Raw genomic sequence first — 14,500 nt, forward strand, 5'->3', positions numbered from 1 at the left:
GCGCCTGTGGCGCTTCGATGAATACGCACGGAGCCTTTCGGGGCGGTGTTCGGGCGCTGCCGGCAGAGGCTAGGCCGCGTCTTGCGCGCATGCAGCACTTGTCCTCTGCAGCGAATTCGGGTCGCATCGACCCGGCGACGAACTGGGATGAGAACCTAAATTACTTGTAGACAAGGTGTGAAGATCGCGCACATCCGCGCGCTGTCGCGCCACTTCCTGAATACATCGGTGTTGGTGAAGAAGGCTGCCACTGCCGCCATGCGCCTTCAGCGCAGGCTGGCGAGCATCGCGGCGATGGCCTCGCGCGTCCCCGGCGCGGTCGACTCGGTCAGCCGCTGCCGCGCCGTGGCGGCATCGGCCGCGCTCAGGTCCTGCAACGGCTCGAAGCGATCGGCCACCCAGCTCGCCACCGGCAGGCCGTCGCGGTACAGCACCCGTGCCCCGGGCACGCGCGGCACGCGGCTGCCCGGCAGCACGCTGCCGAGCAGGTTGGCCGGATCGGCGGCGGCCACGCACAGCCAGGCGCCATCGTGCGGCTGGCGGCGCAGCTGGCGCAGCAGGCCGATCGCCTCGGGCAGCGCGAACTGCTCGCCGGACAGCCCGCTGATGAAGCGCCCGCCGCGGATCTCGCCGCGCGCCTCCAGCCGGTGGTAGACGCGCAACAGCTCGCGCCACGGCGGCAACCAGGCCGCCTCGCGTTCGAGCAGGCGCCAGCAGACCACGCCATAGCGACGCAGCAAGGTGCGCGCCAGGTGCTCGAGCGCCTCGCCGCGCGCGGTGGCGTCGCCGCTGTCCACGGCGCCGCGCAGCAGCGCCCAGCGCCCCGCATCCTGGATGCCGTACAGCGGCACCCGGCGTCGGCGCCGCGACAGCGCCGATGGCCGCTTCGATGCCGGCACCAGCAACGCGCGCAGACCGGCATAGCTGTCGCAGTGGATGCGGCCCGCCGCCACCAGTTCGGCCAATGCTTCCTCCAGTTCGGTGGACAGCAGCCGCGTCGCGTCGGCGATCTCGTCGAAGAACGAGGCGCCGTGCGCGCCCAGGTAGTCGGCCACTTTCTGCGCGCGCGAGCCGAGCGCGCCCGCGTCGGCCGGCGCCGGCAACAACCGCGACCACTGCGCGACGCTGCGCCGCGGCAGCAACAGGATCGGGGTGCTGCGCAGCGTCCCCGTGCCGCCCGCGGCGGCCGTGGCCGGGCGCAAGCGCGTCCACAGGGTGCGCCCGGCGCTGCACAGTTCGTCCAGCCACGCCGGCGCGTAGTCGCGCACCCGCGCCGGCAGCAGTTCGGCTTCCCACAGCGCTGCCGGCGCCTCGAACCCTTCCAGTTGCGCCAGCACGCTGGCCAGCGCCTCCGCGCCGGCGACCCGGCCTTCGCCGTCCAGGTGCTGCCAGCGGAACAGGAAGCGCGCGTAGTCGCGCGGCGCCGCCGGTTCGATCTCGCGGCGCAGCCGGCCCAGCGTGTAGCGATGGATCCGCGCCAGCAGGTGGCGCTCGCACCACTCGTCGGCGCTGGCCTCGGCGCTGAAGTGGCCGGGCAGGACATAGCCGTCCTGCTGCAGCGCCAGCAGCGCCGCCTGCACCTCGCGCAACGGCAGCCGCAGCGGCGCGGCCAGCGATGCCGCGGTCACCGGCCCCAGGGCGGACAGGCGCGAGCGCAGCAGCTCGCGCAAGGCGCTGTCGCGCTGCCAGTCGTCGATCGCGTAGCCGTCCGGCACGGCGATGCGCGGCTGCGCGGCCGCCTGCGGATACAGCGGCGCGACCAGCGCCAGCGATTCGGCCGCGACCCACAGCGCGGCGCCGTCGGCATCGATCCCTGCCAGGCGGGTGGCGCGGGCATCGGCGGCCAGCTCGGCGAGCCAGGCCGGCCACGCCGCGTGCATGGCGGCCTCGGCGTCGGCCAGCGCGCCGAGCGCGACCAGCGCCTCGTGCATCTCGTCGCGGTTGCGCGGCTGCGGCCAGGCCTCCTCGCGCACCGCGGCGATCGCCTCCGGATCGAGCCGGCCGAGGTCGTCGGCGCTGTCCGGATCCTGGTAGCGGCGGCTGTGCACGGCCTGGGTGCGGCGCTCCTCCAGCGGCGCATCGTCGAGGAACGCGTACGGCCGCGCATCCAGCGCCTCGGCCGCCAATGGCGACGGCGCCGCCAGTTCGCGCGCCAGCACCCGCACGCTGCCGTTCTCGATGCCGCGCAACAGCTGCAGCCAGCCATCGCTGTCCATCGCCTCGTGCAGGCAGTCGTGCAGCGTCTGCGCGACCAGCGGGTGTTCGGGGATCTCGCGCTCGCCGACCAGGTTCTCGGCGCAGGCGACCTGGTCCGGGAACACCGTGGCCAGCAGATCCTCGGACTTCATCCGCTGCAGCTGCGGGGCGACCTTGCGCCCGCCGGTGAAGCGCGGCAAGGCCAGCGCGTTGGTGGCGTTCCAGCGCCAGCGCACGCCGAACAGCGGCGCGTCCAGCAGCGCCTGCACCAGCACGTCCAATGCCGAGGACGCATGCAGGTAGCGCGCCACCTCCTCCAGCGCGAAGCTGTGCCGGGTCGACAGCGACAGCACGATCGCGTCCTCGGTGGCGGCGGCCTGCAGTTCGAAATTGAAGGTGCGGCAGAAGCGCTTGCGCAGGGCCAGGCCCCAGGCACGGTTGATGCGGCTGCCATGCACGCTGTGGATCACCAGTTGGGTGCCGCCGCTGGCGTCGAAGAAGCGCTCCAGCACGATGCACTGCTGCGTGGGCAGCGCGCCCAGCGCGGCGCGCGCGCGCCCCAGGTAATCCACCAGTTGCTGCGCGGCGGCGGCGTCCAGCGCCACTTCCTCGTGCAGCCAGGCCAATGCCTGCGCCGCCCCGCCCTGCTCCAGGCAATGCTCCAGCTGCGCGCGCAGCCGCGACACGCCGGCCGACAGTTCGTCGCTGCGCCCCGGCGCCTCGCCGAGCCAGAACGGGATGTTCGGCGGCGCGCCGCGCGCGTCCTCCACCCGCACCCGCCCCGGCTCCACGCGCAGGATGCGATAGCTGGCGTTGCCGAGCTGGAACACGTCGCCGCTGAGGCTCTCGACCGCGAAATCCTCGTTGACCGTGCCGATGCTCTCGGCCTGCGGTTCCAGCAGCACGCTGTAGTCGCCGGTCTCGGGAATGGTGCCGCCGGAGGTCAACGCGGCCATGCGCGCGCCGCGGCGCTGGCGCACGCGGCGATGCACCGCGTCGCGATGCAGGTAGCCGGCGCGCGGCCCCAGCCGGGTGCTGAAACCGTCGCACAGCATCCGCAACACCGTGTCGAAGCGCTCGCGCGGCAGCGCCGCGTACGGCCAGGCGCCGCGCACCATCGCGTACAGCGCGTCCTCGTCCCATTCCTGGCACGCCACCTCGGCGACCAGCTGCTGCGCCAGCACGTCCAGCGGCGCGTCGAGGATGCGCAGCGCATCCAGTTCGCCGCGCCGCACGCAGTCGAGCAATGCCGCGCATTCGACCAGATCGTCGCGCGATTGCGGGAACAGCCGCGCCTTCGGCGTGCCGCCGACGGCATGCCCGGAACGCCCGGCGCGCTGCAGGAAGCTGGCGATCGAGCGCGGCGAGCCGAGCTGGCACACCAGGTCCACGTCGCCGATGTCCAGGCCAAGCTCCAGCGATGCGGTGGCGACCAGCACCTGCAGCCCGCCGGCCTTGAGCCGCTGCTCGGCGAGCAGCCGCGCCTCGCGCGCCAGGCTGCCGTGATGCGCCGCCACCGCGTCGTTGCCGAGCAGTTCGCCCAGGTGCCGCGCGGTGCGCTCGGCCATGCGCCGGGTGTTGACGAACACCAGCGTGGTGCGATGCGCGCGCACCAGTTCGGCCAGGCGCGCGTACACCTGCTGCCACTGGTCGTTGGACATGGTCACGCTGAGCGGCGTCGGCGGCAGCTCCAGCGCCAGGTCGCGGGCGCGCGCATAGCCGATGTCGACGATGGCGCAATCGGGCTCGCCGGCATGCACCGCGTCGCTGCCGACCAGGAAGCGCGCGACCGCATCGATCGGTTTCTGCGTCGCCGACAGGCCGATGCGCAGCGGCGGCGTCGCGCACAGCTGCTGCAGGCGCTGCAGCGACAGCGCCAGATGGCTGCCGCGCTTGTTCGCCGCCAGCGCGTGGATCTCGTCGACGATCACCGTGCGCACGTGGCGCAGCGCAGCGCGGCCGGACACCGAACCGAGCAGCACGTACAGCGACTCAGGCGTGGTCACCAGCACGTGCGGCGGCCGCCGCCGCGCCTGCGCGCGCTCGCGCTGCGGCGTGTCGCCGGTGCGCACCGCGGTGCGGATCTCCACATCGGGCAGGCCGAGCGCGGCCAGCTCGGCGCGAATGCCGGCCAGCGGCACCTCGAGATTGAGCCGGATATCGTTTGAAAGCGCTTTCAGCGGCGAGACGTACAGCACCTGGGTGCGATCGGCGAGCCCGCCATCGCGCAGGCCTTCACGCAACAAGGCATCGAGTGCGGCGAGAAACGCGGTCAGGGTCTTGCCGGAGCCGGTCGGCGCCGCCACCAGCGTATGCCGCCCGGCCTGGATCGCCGGCCACGCGGCCGCCTGCGCCGGCGTGGGCGCCGCGAAACAGCGCTCGAACCAGCGGGCGACGGCGGGATGGAAGCGTGCGTGCACGAACGACATGCGGTCTCCTGCAGCGCGCCATTGCGATCGAATGCAATGCGGGCGGAAAGGTGGAAATGTCCCGATTGTCTTCACCGCGACAATCGCGTCAATGGCGCATGTGCAACATGGTGACGTTACCAACTCGGATCAAGCGCGCATGCGCGGCGCAGCTGTTTTCAAGGGGTTTTCGGTTAATGGTTCAGTGAAAATCGCACTGTCTACCACGAGCACCGAGATGCGCGGTTATGTTGTCGATGACGTCACGCTTGCTCATCCAGTGTTTGCGGCAACGGACGTGAAACTCGCTTGGGGAGCCCTGCATGCAGCATGGCAGCATGATCGGACAGCAGCGTCGGTACCGACGCACGAACGCATTCGCGGCGCATGTCGATGCGCTGGCGACGGCATTGCGAAGCGAACGCATCGCCTGCGATGGCCGCCGTGCACGAGTGCGTCTCGCAGCATGCGCGCGCGGCACCGGCATATGCGTGCGCCACGTCGGCACTGGCGCAGGCGGCCTCTTCACTTCCTCCATCCGCACGCCATCGGCGATGCGGTGGTCCTGCGTCGACTGCAACCGTTCACTTCGTCACTAGCCAAGTCACCTCAGCCAAGTCACTTCGTCACCAGCCAAGGAGCATCAGCGATGGCACACAGCAGCTCGAATATTTCCACCGCCCACTGGGTCCAGCGCGTCACCGAGAGCAGCGATGCGCTGGACCTCACCCCCAGCGTGTTCGAACGCGACGATCCGGTCTCCATCGCGCGTTCGCTCAAGCACTCCGCCGACCAGAGCGCGCGGCGCCGCACCGGTCCCTACCGCTCGGCGATGTCGATGCTGACCTTCTACATCAACCGCGCCGGCAAGCAGCTGCCGGCGCAGCGTCGCGCGGTGCTGGAACAGGCCAAGGACGAACTGCGCAGCCTGTACGGCAAGCCGCGCAAGGGCGGCGCCGCGGGTTGAGCGCCGCGGCCCGGCCTGCGGCGGGGCAGCGTGATGGGCGCGGCACTTCCGTGCTTCGCTAGCGCAACCCCGGCGCATTCCGATTGCCCTGCGCAGAAACATAGGCGCATGATCCCGGCATGATCAAGGAACCCGACCTTTCGGACTGGGTCCAGCGCCCCGCCGATGCCACGGCCGAGCGCGGTCCCGTCGCCTCGGCGATGAGCGAGGATGCCTTGCTGCTGTCGCGGATCATCCTCGCCCAGGGCGAGATCGCCGCCGCCGGCAGCGATCCGCTGCAGGTGGTCGACGTGGTGACCCGCCGCGCGCAGGAGCTGACCCGCTCCACCGGCGCGGTGGTGGAAATGCGCGACGGCAACGACATGCTGTACTGGTCGGCCAGCGGCATCGCCGAGCAGCACCTTGGCCTGCGCCTGCCCAGCGACGGCAGCCTGTCCGGGCTGTGCATGCGCAGCGGCCAGGTGCTGCAATGCGACGATTCGGAAGAGGACCCGCGGGTCAATCTGCAGGCCTGCCGCAAGGTCGGCCTGCGCTCGATGCTGGTGGTGCCGCTCAGCTACGGCGATCGCGGCATCGGCGTGCTCAAGGTGATGTCGCCGTACCGCTGCAGCTATACCGCGCAGGACGTGCGCACGCTGGAGATGCTGGCGACCCTGGTCGGCGCGACCCTGGCGCTGGCGATGGACCGCGCCGCGCTGCAGACCGACATCGCGCGGCGCCAGAACGCGGAGAAGCATGCGTTCCGCGAGAAGGCGGCGATCGCCACCCGCATCCGCGAGGTGGTCGCCAACGGACGCCTGCAGATCGCGACCCAGCCGGTGCTGGCGCTGTCCTCGCAGCGCATCGTCGGGGTCGAGGCCTTGTCGCGCTTTCCCTCCAATCCCGCGCTGCCGCCGCTGCGCTGGTTCGACGACGCCGGCCGGGTCGGGCTGGCGCTGGAACTGGAGCTGGCCGCGGCAGGCAAGGCGCTGCAGCTGCTGGCGCAGTTGCCGGCGCCGCTGTACCTGGCGATCAACGTCTCCGCGCAGACCCTGCTGCACCCGCGGCTGGAGGCGCTGCTGCATGGCCACGACCTGTCGCGGGTGGTGCTGGAAATCACCGAGCAGTTGCAGGCGCCGGACTATCCGCGCCTGTCCGAGCATATCGGCGCGCTGCAGCGGCAGGGCCTGCGCATCGCCCTGGACGACGCCGGCACCGGCTTCGCCAGCCTGCGCCACCTGCTGCACCTGTCGCCGGACATCATCAAGCTGGACCTGACCCTGACCCGCGGCATCGACGCCGAACCGCGGCGCCAGCGGCTGGCGCTGGCGATCCTGTCCTTCGCCGCGGAAACCGACGCCAGCGTGATCGTCGAAGGCATCGAGACCGAGAGCGAACTGGCCACGCTGCAGGCGCTGGGCGCGCGCTTCGGGCAAGGCTACCAGCTGGCGCAGCCGGGACCGCTGTCGGTGCATCTGGCGCGCTATCCGGTGATCGGCGACGAGCCGGGCTGAGCGCGCGGCGCGCCTCGTCAAAGCATCTGGATCGCTGTTGTAGGAGCGGCTTCAGCCGCGACCTGGCATGACCAGGAAAGGCCCCGGTCGCGGCTGAAGCCGCTCCTACAGGGAGCGTGGCCTCGCGCGCCAACGCCGCACATGAAAAAAGCGGGCCGAAGCCCGCTTTTTCCTTGGTGCAGCGTTGGACGCCGACGGCTTACTCGGCCGTCACGCCCTCGCCTTCCTCGACGGCCTTCATCGACAGGCGGATGCGGCCCTGCTTGTCGACTTCCAGCACCTTGACCTTGACCAGATCGCCTTCCTTCAGCACGTCGCTGACCTTCTCGACGCGGTCGCTGGAGATCTGCGACACGTGCACCAGGCCGTCCTTGCCCGGCAGGATGGTGACGAACGCGCCGAAGTCCATGATCTTGGCGACCTTGCCTTCGTAGATGCGGCCCGGCTCCACGTCCGAGGTGATCTGCTCGATGCGCGCCTTGGCGGCCTGCGCGGCGATCGCGTTGACCGAGGCGATGACGATGGTGCCGTCGTCCTGGATGTCGATCTGGGTGCCGGTTTCCTTGGTGATCGCCTGGATGGTCGAGCCGCCCTTGCCGATCACTTCGCGGATCTTGTCCGGGTGGATCTTGATCGTCAGCAGGCGCGGCGCGTAGTCGCTCAGTTCCGAACGCGGGGTGGTCAGCGCGCTGGCCATCTCGCCGAGGATGTGCAGGCGGCCGGCCTTGGCCTGGGCCAGGGCCTGCTTCATGATCTCTTCGGTGATGCCTTCGATCTTGATGTCCATCTGCAGCGCGGACACGCCTTCGGCGGTACCGGCGACCTTGAAGTCCATGTCGCCCAGGTGATCTTCGTCACCCAGGATGTCCGACAGCACCACGAAGTCGTCGCCTTCCTTGACCAGGCCCATCGCGATGCCCGCGACCGGCGCCTTCACCGGCACGCCGGCGTCCATCAGCGCCAGCGAGCTGCCGCACACCGAGGCCATCGACGAGGAACCGTTGGACTCGGTGATTTCCGAGACCACGCGGATCGTGTACGGGAACTCCTCCATGCTCGGCATCACCGCCAGCACGCCGCGCTTGGCGAGGCGGCCGTGGCCGATCTCGCGACGCTTCGGCGCGCCGAAGCGGCCGCACTCGCCCACCGAGTAGGGGGGGAAGTTGTAGTGGAACAGGAAGTTTTCCTTGTACTCGCCGCTGACCGCATCGATCACCTGGCCGTCGCGGGCGGTGCCCAGCGTGGTGACCACGATCGCCTGGGTCTCGCCGCGGGTGAACAGCGCCGAACCGTGGGTGCGCGGCAGCACGCCGGCCTTGACGCTGATCGGACGCACCGTGTCCAGCGCACGGCCGTCGATGCGCACCTTGGTGCTCAGCACCGAGCCGCGCATGGTCTGGTATTCCAGCTCGCCGAACTCCTTGGACAGGTCAGCAACGACCCAGCCTTCGACCGTGGCGCGCGGCGCCAGCTGCGCCAGCACGTCCTTCTTGATCGCCGAGATCGCATCACGGCGCTGCAGCTTGTCGCGCACCTGGAAGGCCGACGCCAGCTGGTCGCCGACCGCTTCCTTCAGCGCCGCGATCATGCCTTCGTTCTTCGCCGGGGCGACCCAGTCCGACGGCTTGGTGCCGGCTTCGACGGTCAGCTCGTTGATGATGTTGATGACCTTCTGCATCTCGCGATGGCCGAAGGTGACCGCGCCCAGCATCACTTCTTCCGACAGCAGCGCCGCTTCGGACTCGACCATCAGCACCGCGTTGGCGGTACCGGCCACGACCAGCTCCAGCTGCGATTCCTTCAGCTCCGACACGGTCGGGTTGAGGATGTATTCGCCGTTCTTGTAGCCGACCTTGGCGGCGCCGATCGGGCCGTTGAACGGGGTGCCGGCCAGCGACAGCGCGGCCGAGGCGCCGATCAGCGCGGCGATGTCGCCGTCGATGTCCGGGTTCATCGACATCACCGTGGCGATGATCTGCACTTCGTTCTTGTAGTCCTCCGGGAACAGCGGACGGATCGGACGGTCGATCAGACGCGAAATCAGCGTCTCCTTCTCGGTCGCACGGCCCTCGCGCTTGAAGAAGCCGCCGGGGATGCGGCCGCCGGCGTAGAACTTCTCCTGATAGTCGACCGTCAGCGGGAAGAAGTCCTGGCCTTCGCGCGCGCTCTTGGCGGCGACGGCGGTGACCAGCAGTACGGTGTCGTCCATCTTGACGATGACGGCGCCGCCGGCCTGGCGGGCGATCTCGCCGGTTTCGAGGGTGACGGTGTGCTTGCCGTACTGGAAGGTTTTGGTGATTTTTGCCACGGGGTTTCCTTGGATGATGCTGTCTTCGAATGGACCGCTGACGGCCCATGCCGCTGGCGGGTGGCCGGGAGGATCCGGCCGGCGGCGCGGAGCATTCCCCGGGCCACGGTACTACCCAAAACAAAACCGCGGCGCATCACTGCGCCGCGGTGGGGTTCGTTGCCTCAGCGACGCAGGCCGAGCTTCTCGATCAGCGCCTTGTAGCGCTCGCCATCCTTCTTCTTCAGGTAGTCGAGCAGGCTGCGACGGCGGTTGACCATCTGCAGCAGGCCGCGGCGGCTGTGGTGGTCCTTCTTGTGGGTCTTGAAGTGGCCGGTCAGCAGCTCGATGCGGGCGGTCAGCAGGGCGACCTGCACTTCCGGGGAACCGGTATCGGCGGCGCCGCGCTTGTTTTCTTCGATGACTTTCTGGGTGTCGACGGACATGGTGTGTTTTCTCTGAAGATGCGGGGCCGGCAGGAACGTGCTGATGACGCACCGCCTGGCTCGCCGATTGCGAAGGATTGCGCCGAAGCGCAGGGATGCCGTAAAGGCCGCGGAATTGTACCGGTCCCTGCCCTGGCGAACAAGGCGTTAACACGGCGTCACGGTTCAGCCTGGCGCCCAAGCCGCCAGTTCGGGGCCGCCGGTGCGCGCGGCGCAGCCCGGATCAGAGATTGAACATGCGCTGCGGCGCCAGCAGCCCGCTGTCGTCGACCTGGCCCAGCCCCAGCGGCACGCCGTCGGCGCCGAACACCGCGACCGCGCCCGGCGCCCAGGCGGCCTCGCGCAGGCGCTGGCCCATGCGAAAGCGCTGCGCCGCAGCATGGTCCAGGCGCAGCGGCGGGAAATCGGCCAGGCCGGCGGCCAGCGGCAGCAGCAGCGCCTCCAGCGCCGCCGGATCCTGCGCGGCCAGGCGCTGCAGCTGCTCCAGGGTCGCCATCCGCGGCTCCCGGAACGGCTCCACCCACAGCCGCCGCAGCCCGGCGATATGCGCGCCGCAGCCCAGCGCCTCGCCCAGGTCGCGGGCCAGGCTGCGGATATAGGTGCCGGAGCCGCAGGCCACGTGCAGGCGCAGGCGCTCGCCCACGTGCTCCAGCACCTCGATGGCGTGCACCTCGACCTCGCGCTCCGGCGCCTCGATCGCCTCGCCGCGGCGCGCCTTCGCGTACAGCGGCTCGCCGCCCTGCTTGAGCGCCGAATAGATCGGCGCGCGCTGGCGGATGCGCCCGCGCAGCGGCGCCAGCGCCGCCTGCAGGGTCGCCGCATCGATCGGCGGTACCGGCCGGGTGCGCAGCACCGCGCCATCGGCATCGTCGCTGTCGGTGCTCACCCCGAGCACGATCTCGGCCTCGTAGGCCTTGGCCGAGCCCAGCAGCAGCCCGGCCAGCTTGGTCGCCTCGCCGAAGCACAGCGGCAGCAGGCCGGTGGCCAGCGGGTCCAGGCTGCCGGTATGGCCGCCCTTCTCCGCACGGAACAGCCGCCGCGCCGCTTGCAGCGCGGCGTTGGAACTCATGCCGGCCGGCTTGTCGAGCAGCACGATGCCGTCGAGGCGGCGGAAGGAAATGCGTGGCAGTCGGGGGCCGAAGACGGGCATGGGGTTGGAAGCTGGGGGATTCGGGATTCGGGATTCGGGATTCGGGAATCGGGAATCGGGAATCGGGAATCGGGAATCGGGAATCGGGAATCGAACGGTAAGGCCTGCGATCGTCGCAGGCCAGGAGGGAAAACAGCCGATGCCGAAGGATAGGTCGGCTACACAGGCAAGGCTGCGGAGCACGACGCGAACACGGTTGGCCTGCGGTGCGCCCAACACGACGCACGGCGCCGATGCGATCGCACCGGCGGCAACGCGACTCAGGCTTTCGGCGGGACCGCGTCGCCGTCGCTGTCGCCCTCGGCGTCTTCCGGCTGCTGCAGTTCCGGCATGTCGCGCAGCAGGTTGTCGATGCGCTCGCCGCGGTCGACCGAATCGTCGTAGTGGAAATGCAGTTCGGGCACGTGGCGCAGCTTCATCGCCCGCGCCAGTTCGCTGCGCAGTTGCGGGGCCAGTTCCTTCAGGCCCTTGACCGCCTCGGCCGAGCGCTCCTGCATCAGCGCGGTGACGAACACCTTGGCATGGGCCAGGTCGCGGGTGACCTCGACATCGGAAACGCTGACCGACGGCAGGCCGTGATCGCGCACGGCCGAGTGCACGATCGTGCCCAGGTCGCGGCGGATCTGCGCGGAAACTCGATCGGTACGGTGGAAAGTCTTGGGCACAGGAATTCGCGATTGGAAAAGGGGTGGAATGGAGAGCGGAACTGAAGCCATCGGAGCTCCCGCCCCGATGGCTCGATGAGGACTCGGGGCCGGGATCCAACGAATCCCCACTCCCGACTCCCCAATCCCGGCTCCTTACAGCGTGCGCTGCACTTCGATGCGCTCGAAGCACTCGATCTGGTCGCCCGGCTTGACGTCGTTGTAGGCCTTCACGCCGATGCCGCACTCGGTGCCGTTGCGCACCTCGTCGACGTTCTCCTTGAAGCGACGCAGCGATTCCAGCTCGCCCTCGAACACCACGGTGTTGTCGCGCAGCACGCGGATCGGCTTGTTGCGCTTGACGATGCCCTCCACCACCATGCAGCCGGCGACCGCGCCGAACTTGGAGCTGCGGAACACGTCGCGCACTTCGGCGGTACCGATGATCTCTTCGCGGATTTCCACGCCGAGCAGACCGGACGCCACCTGCTTCACCTGGTCGATCACGTCGTAGATGATCGAGAAGTAGCGCAGGTCCACGCCGTTGGTCTCGATGATGCGCCGCGCCGAAGCGTCGGCACGCACGTTGAAGCCGATCACCGTGGCCTTGGAGGCCAGCGCCGAGTTCGCATCGGACTCGGTGATGCCGCCGACGCCGGAGTGGATCACGTTGATGCGGATCTGCTCGTTGGACAGGGCCACCAGCGACTGCTTCAGCGCTTCCACCGAACCCTGCACGTCGGCCTTGATCACCAGGTTCAGCGACAGCTGGCCTTCGCCCTTGCCGAGCTGCGACATGATGTCTTCCATGCGGCTGCCCGCCGAGGACACCAGGCGCGATTCGCGGCGCTTGGTCTCGCGCTGCTGCGCCACGTCCTTGGCCAGGCGCTCGTCGTCGACCACGACGAAGTCGTCGCCGGCATCCGGCACGCCGGACAGGCCCAGCACCTGCACCGGGATCGACGGGCCCGCCTCGGACGGCTGGCCGCCGGTCTCGTCGAACAGCGCACGCACGCGGCCGTACTGCACGCCGCACACCAGGTAGTCGCCCTTCTTCAGGCTGCCCTGCTGCACCAGCACCGTCGCCACCGGGCCGCGGCCCTTGTCCAGCGAGGATTCGATCACCACGCCGCTGGCGCGGCCGTCGAACACCGCCTTCAGTTCCAGCACTTCGGCCTGCAGCGAGATCGCGTCGAGCAGCGTGTCGATGCCCGCGCCGGTCTTGGCCGAGACTTCGACGAACTGGGTGTCGCCGCCGAATTCCTCGGCGACCACGTCCTGCGAGAGCAGTTCGTTCTTGACCCGCAGCGGATCGGCGCCGGACTTGTCGATCTTGTTGACCGCCACGATCAGCGGCACGCCGGCCGCCTTGGCGTGCTTGACCGCCTCGATCGTCTGCGGCATCACGCCGTCGTCGGCCGCCACCACCAGCACCACGATGTCGGTCAGCTTGGCGCCGCGCGCGCGCATCGAGGTGAAGGCCGCATGGCCCGGGGTGTCCAGGAAGCTGATGACGCCGCGGTCGGTTTCGACGTGGTAGGCGCCGATGTGCTGGGTGATGCCGCCGGCTTCGCCGGAGGCGACCTTGGTGCGGCGGATGTAGTCCAGCAGCGAGGTCTTGCCGTGGTCGACGTGGCCCATGATGGTGACCACCGGCGGACGCGGGCGCTTCTCGCCCTGCGTGTCCTCGGTGTGCGCCAGCAGCGCGTCCTCGGCGTCGGCGCTGCCCGCGCGCACCGGCTTGTGGCCGAGCTCTTCGGTGATCAGCGCCGCGGTGTCGTGGTCGATGGACTGGGTGATGGTGGCCATCACGCCCATCTTGAACAGCGCCTTGACCACGTCGCCGCCCTTCAGCGCGAGCTTCTGCGCCAGGTCGGCCACGGTGATCGTGTCGCCGATCGCCACTTCGCGCACCACCGGTGCGGTCGGGCGCTCGAAGCCGTGCGAGCCGCCGCCGCTGCGCGACGGTTCCGGCTGGCGGCGGCCGCCGCTGTTGCCGCCACGCGGCTTGCCGCGCACGTTGGAACGGCGCGCGCGATCGGCCGCGGACAGGTGCAGCTGGCCGGCGAAGCGGCTGGTGCTGTCGTCGTCCTCGACGCCGGCGACCATCACGTGCGAGCCGCGGGTCTTGTGCTTGTTGCCGGCGTTGCGGTCGTCGCTGCGCGGCGCGGCCGGCTTCGGCGGATGGTGCGGCGCGGTGGCCGGGCGCGGCGCGCGCGGCGCGGCGGCGCCCGTGGCGGCACCGGCATTCGGCGTTGTCGCGGCGGCAGGCGCAGCGGCGGCGACCGGCGGCGGTGCCGACTCGGCTTCCGCCGCGGCCTGCGCGGCCTTGCGCTCGGCTTCCACGCGGTCGCGCGCATCCTGCTCGGCCTGGCGCTTGCGCTCGATTTCCTCGGCGCGCGCACGGTCCTGCTCGGCGAGCTTCTGCTGTTCGGCCAGATTGCGCTGCTTGGAGGCTTCCAGCTTGCGCAGGATCTCGGCACGCTCGTCATCCACCCGTCCGCCCGACGACGTCCCGGCGCGCTCGGCGGCCAGATCCTCGGCCGTCTTCACGTAGGTGCGCTTTTGCCGGACCTCGACGTTGACCGTGGTCTTGCTGCGGCCGGCGCTGACCGTCACTTCCTGCAGCTTGCGCCGGTTCAGGGTGATCTTCTTCGGCGCGGCCTGGGCTTCTTCCTCGACCGGCTTGTCGGTCTTGCCGTGGGTACGGCGCAGGAAGCCGAGCAGCTTCATCTTTTCGGTACTGGTCACGACCTGGTCGGGACCGCTGAACTTCATTCCGGCCTCGGCCAGTTGAACCAGCAGTTTATCGACCGGCGTGTTCACCAGTTCGGCCAGCTTACGGATGGTGGTTTGCTGCGACATTCGGATCCTATGATCTGGTTGGCGCCCCCTCGCCGCGTGCGAAG

8 protein-coding genes are annotated in these 14,500 nt (G+C 69.9%); 2 read left to right on the plus strand and 6 right to left on the minus strand.

Going from position 1 to position 14,500, the window contains the following annotated elements; all coding sequences use genetic code 11:
* Positions 1-266 precede the first annotated feature (266 nt).
* On the minus strand, positions 267-4,625 hold the full coding sequence (locus AB3X10_RS14640; protein WP_369975878.1) for a DEAD/DEAH box helicase: 4,359 nt from the start codon (positions 4,623-4,625) through the stop codon (positions 267-269).
* A gap of 628 nt (positions 4,626-5,253) precedes the next feature.
* On the opposite strand from AB3X10_RS14640, the gene AB3X10_RS14645 reads away from it, so the two are divergent.
* Together AB3X10_RS14645 and AB3X10_RS14650 are read left to right on the plus strand one after the other, a co-directional pair.
* Positions 5,254-5,571: a DUF3175 domain-containing protein gene (locus tag AB3X10_RS14645; RefSeq protein ID WP_369975880.1), complete on the plus strand. Its 318-nt coding sequence runs from the start codon at positions 5,254-5,256 to the stop codon at positions 5,569-5,571.
* Positions 5,572-5,690: 119 nt separating this feature from the next.
* Positions 5,691-7,064, plus strand: coding sequence for an EAL domain-containing protein (locus tag AB3X10_RS14650; protein ID WP_369975881.1), 1,374 nt, complete (start codon positions 5,691-5,693; stop codon positions 7,062-7,064).
* Positions 7,065-7,263: 199 nt separating this feature from the next.
* Here AB3X10_RS14650 and pnp read toward each other — a convergent pair whose 3' ends face one another.
* The 5 genes from pnp to infB all read right to left on the minus strand — a co-directional run bounded on the left by pnp (position 7,264) and on the right by infB (position 14,456).
* A complete protein-coding gene (gene pnp, locus AB3X10_RS14655) occupies positions 7,264-9,372 on the minus strand; it encodes a polyribonucleotide nucleotidyltransferase (RefSeq protein WP_369975883.1) in 2,109 nt (702 codons plus the stop codon).
* 164 nt (positions 9,373-9,536) lie between these two features.
* Positions 9,537-9,797: a 30S ribosomal protein S15 gene (rpsO, locus tag AB3X10_RS14660; protein ID WP_104558665.1), complete on the minus strand. Its 261-nt coding sequence runs from the start codon at positions 9,795-9,797 to the stop codon at positions 9,537-9,539.
* Between the two features lie 223 nt (positions 9,798-10,020).
* Complete coding sequence (truB, locus tag AB3X10_RS14665) at positions 10,021-10,947, minus strand: tRNA pseudouridine(55) synthase TruB (protein WP_369975885.1); 927 nt, start codon at positions 10,945-10,947, stop codon at positions 10,021-10,023.
* Between the two features lie 260 nt (positions 10,948-11,207).
* On the minus strand, positions 11,208-11,612 hold the full coding sequence (gene rbfA / locus AB3X10_RS14670; protein WP_369975886.1) for a 30S ribosome-binding factor RbfA: 405 nt from the start codon (positions 11,610-11,612) through the stop codon (positions 11,208-11,210).
* A 135-nt stretch (positions 11,613-11,747) separates the two neighbouring features.
* The gene (gene infB, locus AB3X10_RS14675) at positions 11,748-14,456 is read right to left on the minus strand and encodes a translation initiation factor IF-2 (RefSeq protein WP_369975888.1); all 2,709 of its coding nucleotides are present in this window, start codon (positions 14,454-14,456) and stop codon (positions 11,748-11,750) included.
* Positions 14,457-14,500: the final 44 nt, after the last annotated feature.

It is taken from the genome of Xanthomonas sp. DAR 80977, assembly GCF_041240605.1.
In the GTDB taxonomy this organism is placed as follows: domain Bacteria; phylum Pseudomonadota; class Gammaproteobacteria; order Xanthomonadales; family Xanthomonadaceae; genus Xanthomonas_A; species Xanthomonas_A bundabergensis.